Origin of the sequence: Mucilaginibacter sediminis, assembly GCF_051903035.1 — a bacterium.
GTDB lineage: Bacteria > Bacteroidota > Bacteroidia > Sphingobacteriales > Sphingobacteriaceae > Mucilaginibacter.
Map to the genome: position 1 here is coordinate 3,314,332 of NZ_CP170602.1, position 19,762 is coordinate 3,334,093.

Genomic DNA, 19,762 nt, shown 5'->3' on the forward strand with positions numbered 1-19,762 from the left:
TCAAAGGTGAAGATCGATGCGCTTAATATAGTCAAATAATGTGCTAAAGTCAGCCCGGCCCCCTCTAAACGGCGAAGCCTTCATTAGTTCCTTTTAAAAAAAACAACACTAATAATCTCCCCCGGTAGGGGAGACTTTAATAAAATGCGTTAGAAGCCCTCCCTTCCGGGGAGGGTTGGGAGGGGCTTTTGTTTTTTCAACACTCAACCCTGCGAACTTGTTTTTTAATAACTTTGTATTTCTACAGATTTTGTTGAAACGGATTTACTATGCCAGATTTTTCTCACTTACACGTTCATACCCAGTTCTCGTTGCTTGATGGTGCCGCCGACATCTCTAAACTATACAAAAAGGCCGCAGCTGATGGAATGAAAGCCCTGGCCATTACCGATCATGGAAACATGTTTGGTGTATTTAAATTTGTGGCCGAGGCAGGTAAACACAATGTAAAACCCATTGTGGGCTGCGAGTTTTACGTGGTTGATGACAGGCATAAGAAAACTTTTACCAAGGAAAAAAAAGACATCCGCCGCCACCAGCTGATGCTGGCCAAAAATCCTGAAGGCTATAAAAACCTGGTCAAACTGTGTTCATACGGCTACATGGAAGGCCTGTACAGCAAGTGGCCCCGTATTGATAAAGAACTGATTTTAAAACATCATAAAGGCATTATCGCCACCACCTGCTGTATTGGCGCATCGGTGCCCCAGGCTATATTAAGGGATACCCCCGAAGCCGCAGAAACCGAGTTTAAATGGTGGCTTGATTTGTTTGGCGAAGATTATTACATCGAACTGCAGCGCCATGATATCCCCGACCAAAACACCGTAAACAAAGTGTTGCTGGAGTACGCGAAAAAGTATAACGTAAAGATAATTTGCTCCAACGATTCGCACTACGTAGATCAGCAGGACTCCAACGCTCATGATATTTTGCTTTGCGTAAATACCGGTGATATGCAAAGCACGCCAATTGCTACCGATGAGGAAGGCGGCCGTGGCTATCGGTTTGGTTTCCCTAACGACCAGTTTTATTTTAAAACCCAGCAGGAAATGAGCCACCTGTTTAGCGATCTGCCCGAGTCATTGGATAACACCAACGAGATTGTAGACAAAGTAGAGGTGCTTAAGCTAAAACGGGATATCCTGTTACCCAATTACGTAATACCCGAAGAGTTTAAAATTCACAATACCGGTGATGCCGATACACTGAACCAATGGGAATACCTGAAGCACCTTACCTTTATGGGTGCCAAGGAACGCTACATCGATATATCGCCCGAAACTGAAGAGCGCATTAACTTTGAGTTGTTCACCATCAGAACAATGGGCTTTGCAGGCTACTTTTTAATTGTGGCCGACTTTATAAAGGCGGGCCGGGATATGGGCGTATTTATAGGCCCGGGCCGTGGTTCGGCAGCAGGATCGGTGGTGGCCTATTGTACCGGGATTACCAACATCGACCCGATGAAGTACAACCTCCTGTTTGAAAGGTTCCTGAACCCCGACCGTAAATCGATGCCCGATATTGACACGGATTTTGACGATGCCGGCCGCCAAAAGGTTATTGATTACGTGGTAGATAAGTATGGTAAAAACCAGGTGGCACAGATCATCACTTATGGTTCGATGGCGGCCCGTACCAGTATCCAGGATGTGGGCCGCGTATTGGATATGCCGCTATCCGAAATGAACTTAATTAAAAAGCTGGTACCCGATACACTGGGCATTACCCTAAAAGATGCTATTGAACAGGTACCCGAGCTTAAAGAGATATTAAATGGCAACGATTTGCGCAGCCAGGTACTGCGCGAAGCTGCCAAGCTGGAAGGTTCGGTGCGTAATACCGGCGTACACGCGGCGGGCATCATCATTGCCCCTTATGATTTAACTGATATTGTACCCGTTGCCGTTGCCAAAGACTCCGACCTGTTGGTTACCCAATATGATGGCCGTGTAATTGAAGATGCAGGTGTAATTAAGATGGACTTTTTGGGCCTGAAAACCCTGACCATTATTAAAGATGCGCTACGGATGATCAGGCAAAATCATGGGGTACACATCGACATTGATTATATACCGCTTGATGATTTGCAAACTTATGAGCTTTACCAGCGTGGCGATACCAATGGTACTTTCCAGTTTGAAAGTGATGGTATGCAAATGTACCTGCGCGAGCTTAAGCCCGATAAGTTTGAGGATTTAATTGCCATGAACGCCCTGTACCGGCCAGGCCCGATTGAGTACATCCCCAACTTTATTTCCCGTAAACACGGCCGCGAACCTATCGTGTTCGATTTACCCGACATGGAGGAATACCTGGGCGAAACCTATGGTATTACCGTATACCAGGAGCAGGTGATGCTTTTATCGCAAAAACTGGCCGGCTTTAGTAAAGGCGATGCCGATGTTTTGCGTAAAGCGATGGGTAAAAAGCAAATTGAGGTACTTAATAAGATGGAAGCCCAGTTTATGGATGGTGCCATGGCCAAAGGCCACCCCAAAGATAAACTGACCAAAATATGGACCGACTGGAAGGCTTTTGCGCAGTACGCCTTCAATAAATCGCACTCTACCTGTTATGCTTTCGTAGCCTATCAAACAGCTTATTTAAAAGCGCATTATCCTTCTGAGTACATGGCAGCGGTTTTAAACAACCAGAACAACATGGAAAAGATCACCTTTTTTATGGAGGAGTGCCGCCGGATGGGTGTAGAGGTTTTAGGCCCGGATATCAACGAGTCGGACATGGCATTTGCTGTGAACAAAAAAGGCCAGGTACGCTTTGGATTAACCGGCGTTAAAGGTGTGGGAGATAAAGCGGTTGAAAGTATTATTGAGGAACGAGTTGCCAACGGACCTTACGTATCTGTTTATGACTTTGCCCGCCGGTCGAACACCCGTAGCGTAAACCGCAAATCATACGAGAACCTGGTTTACGGCGGCGCCTTTGACGAGTTTGGCTATAACCGCGCCCAGTTTTTTGCAAAAACAGATGTTGGTGTATTAACTGGTATTGAACGCCTTACCAAATACGCCAATGATTACCAGAATGTGCAAAGCAGCTCACAATCATCGCTATTTGGTGGCTCGGTAGCATCATATGTACCTGAACCGGCCATGCCCGAGGCTGAAGAATGGCCATTGATAGAGAAGCTGAAATACGAAAAAACGGTGATCGGAATTTACCTCACCGGCCACCCGCTGGATAACTATAAGGTAGAACTGGACCGCTTTTGCAACAGCACCATCAGCGATTTGAAACTGATGCAAAAAGCACGCTCGGGTGAAGGTGGCGAAGAGATAATGGGTGCTTTTAACGAGTTACGTAAACGCGGCGAAATCCGGATAGGCGGGCTGGTAAGCAGTGTTCAGCATAAAATAACCAAAACCGGTAAACCCTTTGGCACCTTCGTGTTGGAGGACTACAATGAATCGTACGAGTTTGCCTTGTTTGGCGATGATTATGTGAAATTCCGCAACATGATGATGGACGGTTATTTTTTACACATTAAAGGCACCATCGAAGAAAAATTCCGCCAGAAAGACAACTGGGACCTGCGCATCCTGGTGATGGATTTACTATCCGAAATGCGCGATAAGCTCACCAAATCATTAACAGTTTGTATAGATGTGAGCATGCTCAGCAGTAAATTACTTGACGATATACAACACATCATCGACGAGAATAACCAAAAATACCCGGTAAAAAACTGCAAACTACGCTTCAAGATCAATAACCGCGAAGAGGCCATGCATGTGGAGCTATCATCCAAAAATTTTAAAGTAAACCCAAGCGATGATTTGATTGAAGGGATATTTAACATTACGAATACGCAGCCTTTGTTGGGGTAAGGGCTCTTGTAATATTTGAATTAATAAGTTAAATTTGATTGACAACATAATCGTTATTATGGAAACGGAAGTAATCAGAGAAAGACTACAGGAGTACATTCGCTTCGCTGAAGATAAAAAAGTGAGGGCAATATATACTATGGTGGAAAGTGAGATTAAGATGGATATTGATCTGTGGGAAGACGAAGACTTTTTGAACGAGATAAATGCTCGTGTAGATGATTATGAAAGCGGAAAGGTACAGGGTATATCTTGGGAAGAAGTTAAGAAGCGGGCGAGAAATCATCGATCATAGTGGAATACGATATTGAATATTTGCCTAAAGCGCAAGTTGAATATCTTGAAGCCTATTTGTGGTACGAAGAGCAATTGGCCGGATTGGGAAGTCGTTTTGAGACGGCTGTAGAAAGAAAATTAAACCGCATTAGTAAATATCCACTGTTATATCCCAATAAAAACAAAAACTTACGTGAGGCTACAATAGATGATTTTCCTTTTTTAATTATTTACAAGGTTTACCCTCAAAACAATGTGATATTTATTTATGCTATTTTTCACACAAGCAGGCGGCCGGGAAAAAAACACGGAGCATAATCAGTTGCCAATAACTATTTTGATTTGATCTCTTGTTAAAAACTTACAGTCACGCCAGCGTTAAGTGGATAACTTATATCAATATAATTGTCACATTGTCAGGTGTGGTTTGTGGCAAGCTATTTGAATAGTATATATTTGTACAACAAAATTTAAAAAATAGAAATCATGGCTTTAGAAATAACTGATGCAAACTTTGACGAACTTGTCCTGAAATCAGACAAACCCGTACTTATTGACTTTTGGGCTGAATGGTGCGGTCCGTGTAGGATGGTTGGTCCGGTAGTTGAAGATATTGCAAAAGAATACGAAGGCAGAGCTGTTGTTGGTAAAGTTGATGTCGACAACAACCCAGGTATATCTGTAAAATTCGGTATCCGTAATATCCCTGCTTTATTGTTCTTTAAAAATGGCGAAATAGTGGATAAACAAATTGGTGCAGTTCCAAAATCAGTATTAACTGATAAATTAGCTAAGCAATTAGCTTAATCCTTACAGGCATAAATTAAGTTTATCAATAACTTAATCAACCATATTTTACTTTAAAAAGCGTTGCTAATGTTGGCAACGCTTTTTTTATGCCCTATATTAGCCCTATGCCCAAATTAAACGACGATCAGCAAATACGACAGTTAGCCAACCTTGAACTGTTGGCCCGGCAGGTAGTTGAAGGTTTTATAACCGGCCTGCATCAAAGCCCTTTCCATGGCTTTTCGGTCGAGTTTGCCGAGCATCGCTTATACAACAACGGCGAATCGGTAAAAAACATCGATTGGAAGTTGCTGGCCCGTACCGATAAACTGTTTGTAAAACAATTTGAGGAAGAAACCAACCTGCGCTGCTACCTGCTGCTGGATACGTCGTCGTCCATGAACTTCCCCGAAAAAGGGACCAGCAAGCTGCAGTTTTCTATCTATGCCATTGCATCATTAATGCATTTATTTAAAAAACAAAGAGATGCGTTTGGGCTCTGCCTTTTTTCGGACAAGGTAGATTGGCTGAGTTCGGCAAAATCAACTACAACGCACCTGTTTCATTTATACGCCGAACTGGAGAAGGCTTATAATAATCCCAAAGCCAATACAGTTACCAACATAACACAGGTATTGCACCATGTTGCCAACGAGATTCATCAGCGTTCGATGGTGATCATTTTTAGCGATATGCTGGAAAATAGCCTTAACCCCGATAAGGTGCAAGCCTTGTTCGCGGCAGTTCAGCACCTGAAGTTCAGCAAACACGAAGTAATTATTTTTAACGTTAGCGATAAGCAAAAAGAAGTAGACTTTAACTTTGATAACCGCCCACATCATTTTATCGATATAGAAAGCGGTGCCGAAGTAAAGGTGCACCCCGGCAAAGTACGGGATGCCTACAAAGCAGCCTTAACCGAATATCGCCACCAACTTGAGCTTAAATGCGCCCAATACCACATTGATCTGGTTGACGTTGACATTAATGAAAGCTATCATAACGTGCTAAAAACTTACCTTGCTAAGCGAAATAAAATGATATAAGTTATTGAACCTGTATAGGTGTATTAAATATCAACATTACCGATGTGCCCTCGCCCTTTACAGAGTTTATTTTTATTTTAATACCATGAAAGGTGGTAATACTTTTAACTATAGCCAGGCCTAAGCCATAACTCTCTTTTTCATCGGTATCCAGCTTTTCAAAACGGTTAAAGGCGCTTTCTATTTGCTTTTTTTCCATCCCGGCGCCAGTATCGGCAATGATAATTGTATAAATACCATCTTTAAGTTCATCAGAAATGGTAATGCTACCTCCCGGATTGTTATATTTTATTGAATTATTAATAATGTTAAACAATAACGTATGCATAAGCGGCCGGTTGCCCTGTATGGTATAAATGTATTTGAGATTATTGGTAAACTTCAACTGCTTTTCTTCAATACGATCTTCCAGTTCCTCCCGTATTTCCATAACTATGGCCGCAATCATTACCATATCCGCTTTATCATACTGGTTGTTTTCAACTTTCGATATTAGTAACAAACTATTGATGATAGACTTAAGCCTGTTAAGCGTTTTTAACGAGGCATGCATTTTATTTTCGCTGCCCTCGCTTAATTCCTCATGCAATAAAATATTCTCCAGCCTTGAACTGATAATGGATATCGGCGTAAGCAATTCATGCGATACATTGGCAATAAATTGTTTTTCGAGGATGAAAAGGTTCGAGATCTTTTTCATAAGCGAACTGATACTGTCATCCAGCAATTCAAAATCCTGCGTAGTGGTCTTTATTTTTCCATAATCAAAATTCATCGGATCGTTCACCTTAATCAATTTCCGGTCGATGATCTGGTAAAAAGGCGCCAGCAGGAATTTGGTGAACACAAGGTCGCTTAACAGGGTTAAAACCAATGCTATAATCAACACCACAATGGTGAATTTTTTAATGATGGATTTTAATTCCTCAACCGATTCAATGGCCACCCCAACCTCCAGCATGTAAGTATGGTTTTTAAGATTAAAACGGTGCGATAACACCCGGTAATCCTGCATATTGCGGTCAATTTCGCGTCGCTCGGTGGTAAATCCGCCGTTGGGGGCCAATACGGGTTCATATTTCACAGGCTTAATAGAGATAAACTCCTCCTTAAGAATGTTATAATCGGTATAAATTTTTTGAGTGCTCAGATATCCGCTGATTTCTTTGGATGACAGGCTTCTTAATATTTCCCGCTTATCATTCTGCAGCCGCAATTCAATATGGTTATAAGAGATCTTCTCGATAGATAACAGGATGAACAACCCTGTAAACAGGATGATAGCTACCTTGGTTAAAGTATTATACAGGGCCAGTTTTACCTGCAGTTTCATTGGCGGTTTGTTTAAATATTCACGCGGTAACCTATACTCCGTACCGTCTCAAACCAATCGATAGAGATGTATTGCGACAGCTTTTTGCGCAGGTTTTTTACGTGTACATCAACAAAATTCGAGTCGCTGTTTATTTCAAGTACATCGCCCCAAACATGTTCGGTAAGATTGGTACGGGATATCACCCTGTTTTTATTGAGCACTAAATAATTCAAAATCTCAAATTCCTTTTTGGTGAGGTTTATACGTTCATCGTTAAACATTACCGTGCGGTTTTGAATATTTATTTTAAGGCCTTTTATATTAATGTCGTTACTCTCCAGCCTATGTTTTCGTCGGGTAATGGCGTGCATCCGGGCCAGCAACTCGTTTAATGAGAACGGTTTGGCCAGGTAATCGTCTGCGCCTTGCTCCAGGCCCGATACCCTGTCGTCAACCGCTCCACGGGCGGTTAGGATAATAACAGCATCATCGCGCTTGTCAAGCCCTTTCAGCATTTTTAACAGGTCGAAACCGTCGCCATCGGGCAGTCCGAGATCAAGCAGGATAAAATCGTAATTATTAACAAAGATCTTTTCTTCGGCCGATTTTTTAGTGCGGGCGTGCTCAACAGTGAACCCTTCGTGACTTAAAAATTCGTCAACCTCAAGGGCTAAGCCCTTTTCGTCTTCAACAATCAAAACATTCATAAGTGTGCAAGTTACGAGATTTTAGAGTCAAGAGCCAAGAATCAGGAATCAAGACAAAAAATTTACATTCAGGCCTATCAATGAAAATTTGTTTTAATTCTTAACCCTTGATTCTCTTTTTGAAAAATAGCTAAATCAATTTCTGCTTAATGGTGTTACCAAATAAATACTACTATTGTATATATGAGACTTTCCATCGAACGAAAACCAATAAGAGTTAACCCCGATCCTAAACGCGTTATTGCCAGATTTTTTTTCAATGGGAACGATCGTGCAAAAGAAGTAATTGAACGCGTTATGCAAATAAGCGAAGAGGTAGCCTTCGGCATTGTGTCGCCGCTATTGCAGGAATACTCCAAACGGCACCGTAATATAACCAGGGTTTTAAACCGGCACTGCAGCAAATTAAAGCCGCTTTTTTTAGAGTTAAATATCGATTACGATACATTAACTATTAACCGCAAGCTGCTTATAGGCTCCTATTTTACCCATGAGTATTCTATTGAATCGGCTGCTTTTTTCAATCCGTCTATCGTGGAAGATCCCGACCAAACCGAGTTGGAAGATGGGCAGCGCAGGGTAATTATTAGTTTCAGGGCCGTGGGCGAAGGGCATATCTCGTCCATTACCTTTCGCAGAGGGATGATAGATAAATATAACAACATCACCATTTTACCTGCCGGCAGTTATATTGACGAAGCCGAAATTGTAAGGAACGCGGTATACAATAAAAAGCTGTTTTTTGATAAAGCCGCCGTCACGCAGATCAATATTGATATTTTACACGAACTGGAATCCAAGCTGGATCACCATTTTGAATACGCCAACCTGCGCCGCATCATTATCGATTCGCAAAAACTGCAGGAAAGCGATATGAAGAAACTGGAGTACGACAAAGTATTGTGGCTGGCCGACTCGTACTACGAAATAGTTTTTTCGCTGGATACAGATATCTCCGACAGGGTGATATTCCCTATATCAGAGTATGAGCGCAAAGGTATTGAGGATGCCCGTTTTGTACAGTTCAGAAACGACGACGATACTTCGGTTTATTATGCAACTTATACGGCATATGACGGGGCGCTTATTATGCCGAAACTGTTACAAACCACCGATTTTTATAATTTTAAAATAATGCCATTATATGGTGCGGGGGCCCAAAATAAAAACCTGGCGTTGTTTCCGCGTAAGGTGAATGGCAAGTTTGTAATGATTTCGCGTATTGATGGTTGTAATAACTATATCATGTACGCCGATAAGATTAATATTTGGGAAAAACCAATTATGCTGCAGCAACCCCGCTTTAGCTGGGAGTTTGTACAGATAGGCAACTGCGGATCGCCGATTGAAACCAAAGATGGCTGGCTGATGATAACCCACGGTGTAGGCCCTATGCGCCGCTATGTACTGGGTGCAAGCTTATTAAAACTGGATGACCCTGCCATCGAAATTGGCCGCCTGCGCGAGCCCTTGCTTATCCCCAACAGCGATGAACGCGAAGGCTATGTACCCAATGTACTATATTCATGCGGGGCGATAATTCATAATGAAAAACTGATAATACCTTATGGTGTGTCCGATTCATCAACCGCCTTTGCAGAGGTTGGCCTGCAGGAGTTACTGGATAAATTGAAGAACGATCAAAGCGAATAACGCCGCTTTTGTTATCAGCTTAAATAATATTAATTTAACCACTTAAATAAAGCGTCATCAGGTGGTTATTATTAAACGGATAAATGGCCAGCTGGCCAACAGGCTGCACTTTCTGTCATACTTTATAGCCAACAGTAAGGCTTATAGTTATCCATTGCTTGTAACATGTTTCCCGGAGTATTACAGTTGGTTTAGCCCTGCCGGCGATGACGTGCTTGGGGTTACGTTTACAAGGCCCGGAATAAAGCAAAAAGCAATAAACAAAATTTTAAATAAGCTTCATACGCTCGCTTCAAAATTCAGGATTAAACTGCCGGGCATCATCTTTCACTCAATTGCCGAAAACGATCTGAAGCTTTCGCAATACGATATCAACAGTCCCGAATTTGTTAAATTGGCACAGCACCAGGTTGTGATACCCGAAGGCTGGGTTTACCGCGATTACGTTAATTTAAAAAAATACCTGCCGCAAATTAAAAATCTATTTTCGCCCAAACAGGAATTCAGGGATGCAATACAACAGGAAGTTAACCGTGCACGAAACATGGGCGATATCCTGATTGGTGTACACATCAGGCGTGGCGATTATATTGATTTTAATGGTGGCAAATGGTTTTACAGCAACGAGGTATATATTAACAAAATGGGCCAGGCAGAGCAGCTTTTTGCAGGCAAACAATGCGTGTTTATCATATGCTCGCAGGAAAAGCTGGACGCTAATGAGTTTAGCGGTTTCAAAACCGTAATTGCCGAACGACCGGCAATCGTCGACTTATATTTACTTGCCGAATGTGACTATATTTTTGGCCCCCCAAGTACTTTCACCGGCTGGGCATCATTATACAATACTGTACCTGCTTACTACATGGAATCGGCCGACGAAAAGATAACCATCAATTCCTTTAAGGCATTTTTTGATTAGCAATAACCCCTATCGCCAGCTGGCGCTGATTTTTTTAAGCGCAAGCTTTTCAAAAATACCAATAGCAAGTTCCTTGTGGTCGCCTTTTTCTGATTTACGGACGTAATTATTAAGGCTCAGGAGTTTTAGCTGCGATGTGTTATTGTTACCGCTGATGTTCAGGTTGGCATACATCGTTTTTAATACTATGGTATCAGCGTCTTTTACCCGCTCATAATCAATAAGCATGGCTAACGTATCTCTTTTGTTTTTGATCAACGACGAACTGTAATAGAAAATATTGCTCCTGCTGTCAAAATCAACCCTTGCAGTATCTTTGTAAAGCGCGCCGTAACTGTGTTTATTATTGTCCTGAACGTATTTATTAAAATCATGAACGTAATTAAGTTGCAGGGCATTAATCCTGGAAACCAGTTCACGCTTAGAAAAATTGAAGGTGTATACTTTATTGATATTATTAAACCTCATATAAGTACCCGGAGGCATGGTGGTAGCTATGAAAGATACTAAAGAACATACCATCAACATATTAAGGATTACCGGTTTGAAGTGATATTCTGCCTGCTTGTTAAACTGATAAAAAGACACAGGCAAAATGAGCAGTGCTATATAATCGGTATAATCAATTGTGCGGTGAATTGGCACGCCGGCACCATTTAATGTATTGATAACAGGCTGCATTAAAGGCGATTTCCAAACTATAAAAAACAGTAATGTAAAAAAGTAAACCAGCTTTATTTTCCGCGGAAATAAAGCACTCAACAAAAATGGCAACGCAAACAAGCCTGCAAAATCAGAAAGTTTGCCTGTTAAATCGTTATGAAACGTTTGTTTAAAGTACCAATCGTTTACAATTAGCAACAAAACCGCGGCTATAAATACCGGGTTACCTAATTTATGCTTTGCCATTGCTGCAGGTTAATTAACAGCAAGTTATGGAAATAATTAATTCAGGTGTCCGCCAAACTTATTAAGTTTTTGAAACTTCCTAAGTTTCTCTGCACTACCGCCAGGTCATTTTTATAAAATGTTTATTGAAGCTGTATAAACTGCCCCATAAATCTGCTTGTTCGTCATTTTATTGGCCTCCAATAAACGACAAACCGTCCTAAATAATAAGCGAATTATTTGGCGCTCCATTCCTGTTTCTCTGTGGTTCATATGCAAAAAGAGCCGTTGCGAATTAATACAACAGGTTATTAAAAAGATTTGAAAAAAAAGGAGTCTGGCATGTCCATTGAATATAAATAATTTAGTATATTTAATTGGTATAATGAACGTTACAAATTATTATATGATAAAAAACTTATAAAGCCATGGATCATTTCAGAGAAATAAAAAACAGCTTAACCTGGCACAATGAGGGCAAATTTGAAGTTGAGCTGATTAATGGTATTATTACCAAACTTAATTTTTGTGAGCCGGGCAAAGGCCCCGAAGATGTAGGCAAAAGCCTTACATCAACCAACTATAAATATTTGCAGTCGGTTTATTCGTGCCTTGGCGATTTGTTTAATTTTATTGAGGAAGAAAACAAAAGGTTAGGCTATAGCTATGCCCGCGCAAACGAGGTTTTACCACAACAGCAGGAAGAAATTACTGAAAACGCTTACCCGCTGCTTGGCGAAACCAAAATAAGGCCGCTAAGTGATTATGCCAATCAGCCGGAACCAGGCAATTCGTCCCAGGAAAACGAATTGATAAGGGATGCCGGCTGATAGCTTCGGGCAAGAAGCTGATGCCTTTTCGGTGTTGTGTGGTGCTTAAAGAACCGCATAGGCTTCTTTATGTGATTACTCTCAGTTATCTATCCAGTATCTTCTTATATAGTTTTAAATAGTCTTCAACCATTTTATCCCTCGAAAATTGCGAAACCGCCCAGTTACAGCAATTAATTCTGTTAATTTCGGCTAACCTGCACACAGCCTCAACAGCCTCATCAACACTATCTACCAAAAATCCGGTTTGGGCATCTTTAATCAATTCCGGCATCGATCCTTTGTTAAAGGCTATTACCGGCGTTCCGCAAAGCATGGCTTCGGCTACGCTCATACCAAAGGGCTCATTAAACCTGATGGGGTGCAGCAAGGCTATAGCGTTGCCTAACAATTTTTTCCGCTCATCAGGTCCGGCATGGCCAATATATTTTATTTGATCTGATAAAAAAGGTTCAACTCGTTCACGGTAGTAATTCCCATCCTGTATAATACCTGCAATTAACAGCTTCCGTTTACTTTTTTGGGCTATATCAATGGCTTCGGCAGTGCCTTTATCGGGATGGATGCGACCAAAGTACAAAAGGTAATCTTCCGGCTGTTTATAAAACTCAAAATCGCGGGTATCCAAACCGTTGTAAACAGTAGCCAGGTAATCCAGCTGGGGGCTTCGATCTGAATTACTGATGGATACATAATACCCCCTATCATTATATTTTTTATAAACCGGGATAATCTTCTGCGACGAAAAGCCATGTATAGTGGTGATAACAGGCGTTTTAATGAGCCCGGAATAAGTGAGCGGCAAAAAATCGAAATTATTATGAATAATATCAAACTCAGCTGCTTTCTCCATCAGGTTGCTAATGTGCAAACATTCCAACACTTTGGCATCCTGGCTTCGGTCTTCTTCGTATCCTGTATCACAAATTGCATCCAGTTTACCGGTAGTTGTCGAATCGCCGGTAGCAAAGAGCGTTACCTCAATACCCAGTTGTACCAGGCCTTCGGCAATGTTAGATGCAATTTGTTCCCACGGACCGTAATGCCGGGGTGGTGTACGCCAAGCTACGGGGGCTAAAACAGCTACCTTCATTTAGCAAATTTCCAGTTTCTGACCGTATTTATTGTACTCGTATTCCAGCTCAAAAGCCTTCAATACCGTCAAATGCGAAATCAGGTAAGCCAGCGTACTTTCGGCGCCCTGGTTGCGGTTAATGCCGCCAGGCAACAAGCCATCGCAACAACCTTTGGTTTCGTGGTCGTAAAGCGGGGCACGCAGGGTATTTTCGCCCAGGAACCATTTGTAGCACAGAAACATTTTCTCCACATACTGTGGCACCCTGAAAATGTGGTAAGCCTGAAAGTGCATCAGTACCATGGCCATGGTTTCGATAGCCTGCTGATCAAATATCGGGTTGGCACCCCCGCGGTGGTACCAGCCATCGTTGCCAACAGGGCTTAAATAACCATTTGATAAAGTCAGCTTATCTAAAAACGCCATCGAAGCCAGGGCAATCCGTTTGGCATCCTCGTTCCCGGTTATTTCGCAGGAATGTAATAAGGCCAGCGGAAGTATCGCGTTGTCATAAGTCATCTTATCTTCAAACCATTGCCAATCATCCGATTGTGTTTTTTCAAATGCATCGATCAGTGGTTGGGTCAAATCGTTTAGTATTTTAATCATACCATCATCTGTAGGTATCGCCTGCAGGTAAAGGCTTATCCCAATAATGGTGTTGCCTATTCCTCTCAAATGTTTCAAACTTGCAAAATGGGGTACCGATTTATGAAAAATCTCTAAGGCAAACTCCCTGTATGAATTACTGGCAGCGCACCCAATCAAATGCCCTAACGACCAGATGGTGCGACCAAATGAATCTTCCGATCCAACTTCATCCAGGTAACGCCTGTCAAAACTCAAAAAGTTGCGGAAGTTACCATCGTCTGTTTGCATATAGTGAATATAGCTCAGGTAAATAGGCAGCAATTCAAAGGCCTCCTTGCTGCCGCTGCGCTGGTAAGCCATCAGGGCCATGATAAGCGCGCGGGCGTTATCATCCAGGCAGTAACCCTCTTTTAAATTAGGAATGCCATATTTGGCGTGTTGAACAATCCCCGTATCGTCAGTTAGCCGCAAAACATGTGTCAGGCTGAATTTTGGTAATACCTCGGGGTCAACAATGCTGTTTTTTAATATCTTATCACTAAAATCAAACCGTAAAATAGCCTCCTTGGCAGCTTTTATAAATTCGCCCCCAACTACCGGCCATCGCAGGTGCAGGCCGTATTGGTAGGCATTTTCTTTCAATTCCTTTAAAACCCTGTCCTGATCAAGCAGTTCAATTACCGTATCGGCAAGGGCATCAGAATTTTTAAAGTCGAACAGTCTGCCGCGGCCATCGGCCAACAATTCGGTAGCATGCCAGTAAGGTGTTGAAACAACTGCGGCACCCGCGCCAACGGCATAAGATAAGGTACCACTGGTAATTTGAGCCTCGTTAAGGTAGGGGGTTACGTAAATATCGCAGGCCGTAAGGTAATCCACCAGCTCCTGTTCAGATACAAATTTATTAATGAACGATAGGTTTTTAGATACCCCCAGTTGCGCAGCCAACGATTTCAGGTGATCGCGGTACTCCTCTCCCGAATTTTTTATAACGCCCGGGTGAGTGTTACCTAATACAACATACATTACGTCGGGATGCTTTTCAACAATTTTGGGCAAAGCTCTTACTACGGTTTCCAATCCCTTATTACGGCTGATCAGTCCGAAAGTAAGCATCACCTGGTGATTTTTAAACGAGCTTAACGTTTTTACGGAATTTTCTTCAGAAGCTTCAACATCAGGTACACCGTGCTCTATAATCTGGATCTTATCAGCAGGAATTTCATAAATAGTGGTTAAAAATTCCACCGCACGCTGGCTCATCACGATAATCTTTGATGATTGTTCTGCAATTTCGCGGATGATAATGCGCTGCACGTAGCTGGGGTCTTTTAATATAGTGTGTAATATTGATATCAGTGGTTTTTCCAGCCTGTTTATCAATGGCAATATGTAAATACCGCTCTCGCCACCATAAATACCAAATTCATGTTCCATAATACAAACATCAGCGGCACTGGTGTTAATGTAATTGGCCGCGCGGATATAGTCCTTTTGATGGTTTTGGCGAATAACATATTTTACTTCATCCGGGTATTCGTACTCATGCAGGTCTTCAGAGTCATTAAGCGCTACTACAAAACCACCTTGCAATAATGATTTGCGTTCAGGATAATTAGCACTGATAGCGCACATTAAATTGTAATTGAATGTGGCTAAGCCGCACTCGCGGGGCGGGTAAGTTGATATATAAGCGATTTTCATAATTCGATAGAAATATTAAAACCCGTAGTTGTATAAGTAAACAGCAATATGGAGGCACTTGTTTAGTCAAACGACCACAAAAAAGTGCATTTGTATGCAAATTCTTCTGATTAAAGGCCACTAAGACACTTTCTACTACGGTTATGTGATAGTTGCATAAACCATACCAGTTTAACTAAAAATAAATATTATGAGATATTATTTAATACAGATACCGTAAAAGTTACATAACAGCACCTGCAAACCCGGTTATTAAGATAATTTCGGACGCTATCTCTGCAAAATTTTGTCAAATTATAGGGTGTAGTATCCTATTGCTTCGATGATCACCGCGCAGGCCTGCTCTATCTCCTGGGGTTGGATAATGAGCGGCGGCGCAAGCCGCATGGAGTTGCTGCAATGTAAAAACCAATCGGTTATTACACCGTTTTCAATACAGCGGTCTATTATTCTCTTGTTCAGGTCGAAATTTTCCAGTTCAACGGCCAGCATCAAGCCTTTACCGCGCACCGCTTTAATAGCAGGGTGTACCAGTAGTTGCCGGAACAAAGCCTCTTTTTGGGCTACACCAGGTATAAGGTTGTCATTAATCAATACCTCCAATGCTGCTAAGCCCGCCGCGCAGCATACCGGGTGGCCCCCAAACGTGGTTATGTGGCCAAGTATGGGATTATCCTTTAACGCACCCATAATTTGGGTTGATGCTATAAATGCCCCTATCGGCATACCACCGCCCAGCGCCTTGGCCAGCAACAAAATATCGGGTGCTATACCAAAGTGCTCAAAAGCAAACAACTTCCCGGTACGGCCAAATGCCGCCTGAATTTCATCCAAAATTAATAACGCACCCGTTTCATCACACCGCTTACGCAAAGCTTGCATATAGGCGATGTCAGGTACCCGCACTCCGGCCTCGCCCTGCACGGTTTCTATGATAACGCATGCGGTTTGGTCGGTTATCAATTGCAGGTCATCGGTGTTGTTAAAGTTGATGAACCCTACCCCGGGTAGTAACGGGCGATAGGCTTGCTTAAACTCCTCGTTACCCATTACGCTTAAAGCGCCATGGGTACTGCCATGGTACGAGTTGTGGCAGGCGATGATCTGTTGCCTGCCGCTAAATCGTTTAGCTAACTTCAACGCGCCCTCCACCGCCTCGGTACCCGAATTGGTAAAATAAACCGATTGCAAATTATCCGGCAACAACGATGCAAGTTTCTGTGCAAACATTACCTGCGGTGTTTGCACAAATTCGCCGTAAACCATCAGGTGCATGTATTTATCAACCTGCTGCTTAATGGCCTCTTTTACATAAGGGTTACCATGCCCAAGGCTGCTTACGCCAATGCCCGATATCAGGTCAATAAACGCCCTGCCCGATGCATCGTACATATAAATACCCTCGGCGCGCTCAAACTCCAGCATTAAAGGAAAGTTGGTAGTTTGCGCGTTATTAGCCAAAAAAAGCTGACGGAGAGTAGGCATGGGAAAGTTGTATGTTATGAGTTATAAGTTGTATGTATGGCAACAGCGCAAAGATAATGTTAATGCCGCAAAATGATCATTTTTCAAAAATCAGGAATTATGTGTTTTCAAATTGCGATGAGGCTAAACAGGCACAAATATTTTGATGCGCCTGAATTACACTATACATCAGTTTTCATGTTAACCATGCAAAAATACAAAACACTGATTACAAGATAGATATAAAATAAACATCTGAAATATGTTAAGTTATGTTAACCCACTTTAGGTGCGTTTGCCCTGCAGCTTTTAACGTTTAAAATTTAGAGTTTAGATTTTAGCATTACCTTTGTGTTTACTTACCGGCCATCTAAACAAAACACTGTCATTGCGATGGCCGATAAGAATTTTATTACACTATGAAAGATCACCTGCGGCATCCTGTATTTTCTGTTATTTCAAAACTTGCTGCGCAGCATAATGTTCAGGTGTATGCTATTGGCGGCTTTGTGCGCGATATTTTTTTAGATCGCCCGTCAAAAGATATTGATATTGTAATTATAGGCAACGGGATTGAATTTGCCGAGGCCGTAGGCGCTAAGCTGAAGGTAAAAGTTGCTGTTTATAAAAATTTTGGCACTGCATCGCTCAAATACCAAGACCTGGAGATTGAGTTTGTGGGCGCCCGTAAAGAATCGTACCGCCGCGACTCGCGCAAGCCTATTGTTGAAAACGGTACGCTGGAAGACGATCAAAAACGCCGCGACCTTACCATTAACGCATTGGCCATATCCCTTAACCCGGAAACTTTTGGCCAACTGCTTGACCCATTTGGCGGCATTACCGATTTGCAAAACAAACTGATCCGCACACCGCTGAACCCGGTTGAAACTTTCTCTGACGATCCCCTGCGCATGATGCGTGCCATCAGGTTTGCATCGCAGCTTAATTTCAGGATAGACGACGAGGCCGTTACCGCCATAAAAAACAATGTAGATAGGATCAGCATTATATCGCAGGAGCGTATAACCGATGAGCTGAATAAGATCATACTGTCGAAAGTTCCTTCCATTGGTTTCAATTATTTGTTTGATACCGGCTTGCTGCATAAAATATTCCCGCTGATGGCCGGCCTTTACGGCGTTGATTATATTGACGGTAAAGGCCACAAGGATAATTTTTACCATACCCTGCAGGTACTGGATAACATTTGCGAAACCACCAACGATCTTTGGCTGCGCTGGGCGGCTATTTTGCACGATATTGCCAAGCCCGCCACCAAGCGCTTTGAACCCGGCCACGGCTGGACATTTCACGGTCATGAAGACCGCGGCGCGCGTATGGTGCCTAAAATATTTGCCCAGTTAAAGCTGCCGCTTAACGAAAAAATGAAGCAGGTGCAAAAACTGGTACAGCTGCATTTAAGGCCCATAGTTTTGTCACAATCTATTGTGACAGATTCGGCAGTGCGGCGCTTGCTTTTTGAGGCGGGAGATGACATTGAGGGCCTGATGTTGTTGTGTAAAGCAGACATTACTACAAAAAACGAATACAAGGTTAAAAAATACCGTAACAATTTTGAGCTTGTTCAACAAAAATTAAAAGATGTTGAAGAGCGCGACAGTATCAGAAACTGGCAACCGCCGGTTACCGGGCTGGATATTATGGAGCTTTTTGGTATAAAAGAAGGCCGCGAGGTAGGAATAATCAAAAACCAGATCCGCGAAGCTATACTGGAAGGCGAAATTCCGAACGAACGGGAAGCTGCCATCAACTACACAATTGCCAAAGGTTTAGAAATTGGCTTAAAAGTTGTGGCAAGCTGAAATTGAATTAAAACACTATTTTTGTCCCCATTAAAAATTTACTAACAAAATGGCACTATACAGGTTCAGGGTTACTTTCGAAGATTATGATGATGTGATGCGTGAAATTGATGTAAAATCGAATCAAACATTCGAAGATTTACACCGCGCAATACACCAGTCAACCGGTTATAATCCCGAATTCCCATCGTCTTTTTATATCAGTAACGATCAATGGATGAAAGGCGAAGAAATTACCTATTTGCCAAATCAAAAAAGAAAAGATCGTGGCATCTCGCTCATGACCAATGTAAAGCTCCTGAGCTTTATTGACGATCCGCATCAAAAATTTTATTATACATTTAACTTCGATCGCCCTTTTGATTTTCATGTCGAACTAATGAAAATCATTCTCGACGAAACACCGGGCACTACATACCCCGCAGTTATAAAATCAGTAGGCGAAGCGCCAAAGCAATTTGGCAATGTATTTACGCCGGCTGCAACAGCTGCTGCTCCTGATGAAGATTTTGACTTTTTAAATGAAATGGCCTATAACCCGGAAGATGCCGAAGATTTTTCGGAAGTAACCGACATTGACGCCGACCTTCCTGAAGAAAAAGCAGCAGAGGACGAAGAAGACGATGAATTTGGCAACGAATTTGCCGATGACGAAGGCTTCGACGAAGATGACAAACCACATCGCGGTGGTGATGATTATTAATTGCTTCGCAGATCATGGTTTATTGATCATGGTTAATCGTCATAACAAACAATAGGGTTTATGGTTGATGGTTCATAGTTCATGGCCAGATCTATAAAACGGAAATGTTTTTTAACCAT

16 protein-coding genes are annotated in these 19,762 nt (G+C 42.2%); 10 read left to right on the forward strand and 6 right to left on the reverse strand.

Annotation, left to right across the window (positions count from 1 at the left end):
* Positions 1–269: 269 nt before the first annotated feature.
* The 5 genes from dnaE to ACFGVS_RS13260 all read left to right on the forward strand — a co-directional run bounded on the left by dnaE (position 270) and on the right by ACFGVS_RS13260 (position 5,965).
* Positions 270–3,854 carry a DNA polymerase III subunit alpha gene (gene dnaE, locus ACFGVS_RS13240; protein WP_439698980.1) on the forward strand — a complete coding sequence of 1,195 codons (3,585 nt, stop codon included), beginning with the start codon at positions 270–272 and terminating at the stop codon, positions 3,852–3,854.
* A 58-nt stretch (positions 3,855–3,912) separates the two neighbouring features.
* Complete coding sequence (locus tag ACFGVS_RS13245; RefSeq protein WP_090651314.1) at positions 3,913–4,149, forward strand: addiction module protein; 237 nt, start codon at positions 3,913–3,915, stop codon at positions 4,147–4,149.
* Positions 4,149–4,448, forward strand: coding sequence for a type II toxin-antitoxin system RelE/ParE family toxin (locus ACFGVS_RS13250; protein WP_439698981.1), 300 nt, complete (start codon positions 4,149–4,151; stop codon positions 4,446–4,448). The genes ACFGVS_RS13245 and ACFGVS_RS13250 overlap by 1 nt, the downstream gene beginning before the upstream one ends.
* A 168-nt stretch (positions 4,449–4,616) precedes the next feature.
* A complete protein-coding gene (trxA, locus tag ACFGVS_RS13255; RefSeq protein ID WP_090651316.1) occupies positions 4,617–4,937 on the forward strand; it encodes a thioredoxin in 321 nt (106 codons plus the stop codon).
* A 107-nt stretch (positions 4,938–5,044) separates the two neighbouring features.
* Positions 5,045–5,965, forward strand: coding sequence for a DUF58 domain-containing protein (locus ACFGVS_RS13260; RefSeq protein ID WP_439698982.1), 921 nt, complete (start codon positions 5,045–5,047; stop codon positions 5,963–5,965).
* Position 5,966: 1 nt separating this feature from the next.
* Here the strand turns inward: ACFGVS_RS13260 and ACFGVS_RS13265 are convergent, their stop codons facing one another.
* Both ACFGVS_RS13265 and ACFGVS_RS13270 read right to left on the reverse strand, forming a co-directional pair.
* Positions 5,967–7,298: a sensor histidine kinase gene (locus ACFGVS_RS13265; RefSeq protein WP_439698983.1), complete on the reverse strand. Its 1,332-nt coding sequence runs from the start codon at positions 7,296–7,298 to the stop codon at positions 5,967–5,969.
* 11 nt (positions 7,299–7,309) lie between these two features.
* The gene (locus ACFGVS_RS13270) at positions 7,310–7,987 is read right to left on the reverse strand and encodes a response regulator transcription factor (protein ID WP_090651318.1); all 678 of its coding nucleotides are present in this window, start codon (positions 7,985–7,987) and stop codon (positions 7,310–7,312) included.
* A gap of 183 nt (positions 7,988–8,170) precedes the next feature.
* Here ACFGVS_RS13270 and ACFGVS_RS13275 point away from each other — a divergent pair, with 183 nt between their 5' ends.
* Entirely contained in the window at positions 8,171–9,640 is a 1,470-nt protein-coding gene (locus tag ACFGVS_RS13275; protein WP_090651319.1) for a glycoside hydrolase family 130 protein, read from the forward strand.
* A gap of 61 nt (positions 9,641–9,701) precedes the next feature.
* Positions 9,702–10,562 carry an alpha-1,2-fucosyltransferase gene (locus ACFGVS_RS13280; RefSeq protein ID WP_439698984.1) on the forward strand — a complete coding sequence of 287 codons (861 nt, stop codon included), beginning with the start codon at positions 9,702–9,704 and terminating at the stop codon, positions 10,560–10,562.
* Between the two features lie 9 nt (positions 10,563–10,571).
* On the opposite strand, the gene ACFGVS_RS13285 is transcribed toward ACFGVS_RS13280, so the two are convergent.
* The gene (locus tag ACFGVS_RS13285) at positions 10,572–11,471 is read right to left on the reverse strand and encodes a hypothetical protein (RefSeq protein ID WP_439698985.1); all 900 of its coding nucleotides are present in this window, start codon (positions 11,469–11,471) and stop codon (positions 10,572–10,574) included.
* 407 nt (positions 11,472–11,878) lie between these two features.
* Here ACFGVS_RS13285 and ACFGVS_RS13290 point away from each other — a divergent pair, with 407 nt between their 5' ends.
* The gene (locus tag ACFGVS_RS13290) at positions 11,879–12,280 is read left to right on the forward strand and encodes a hypothetical protein (RefSeq protein ID WP_439698986.1); all 402 of its coding nucleotides are present in this window, start codon (positions 11,879–11,881) and stop codon (positions 12,278–12,280) included.
* Positions 12,281–12,365: 85 nt separating this feature from the next.
* On the opposite strand, the gene ACFGVS_RS13295 is transcribed toward ACFGVS_RS13290, so the two are convergent.
* From ACFGVS_RS13295 to ACFGVS_RS13305, 3 genes are all read right to left on the reverse strand, one after another.
* The gene (locus tag ACFGVS_RS13295) at positions 12,366–13,373 is read right to left on the reverse strand and encodes a glycosyltransferase family 4 protein (protein ID WP_439698987.1); all 1,008 of its coding nucleotides are present in this window, start codon (positions 13,371–13,373) and stop codon (positions 12,366–12,368) included.
* The gene (locus ACFGVS_RS13300) at positions 13,374–15,650 is read right to left on the reverse strand and encodes a glycosyltransferase (protein ID WP_439698988.1); all 2,277 of its coding nucleotides are present in this window, start codon (positions 15,648–15,650) and stop codon (positions 13,374–13,376) included.
* Between the two features lie 294 nt (positions 15,651–15,944).
* Positions 15,945–17,135: an aspartate aminotransferase family protein gene (locus ACFGVS_RS13305; protein ID WP_439698989.1), complete on the reverse strand. Its 1,191-nt coding sequence runs from the start codon at positions 17,133–17,135 to the stop codon at positions 15,945–15,947.
* A gap of 398 nt (positions 17,136–17,533) precedes the next feature.
* On the opposite strand from ACFGVS_RS13305, the gene ACFGVS_RS13310 reads away from it, so the two are divergent.
* Positions 17,534–18,940, forward strand: a complete 1,407-nt coding sequence (locus tag ACFGVS_RS13310; RefSeq protein WP_439698990.1) for a CCA tRNA nucleotidyltransferase — start codon at positions 17,534–17,536, stop codon at positions 18,938–18,940.
* Positions 18,941–18,989: 49 nt separating this feature from the next.
* Positions 18,990–19,643 carry an IS1096 element passenger TnpR family protein gene (locus ACFGVS_RS13315; RefSeq protein ID WP_274211997.1) on the forward strand — a complete coding sequence of 218 codons (654 nt, stop codon included), beginning with the start codon at positions 18,990–18,992 and terminating at the stop codon, positions 19,641–19,643.
* Positions 19,644–19,762: the final 119 nt, after the last annotated feature.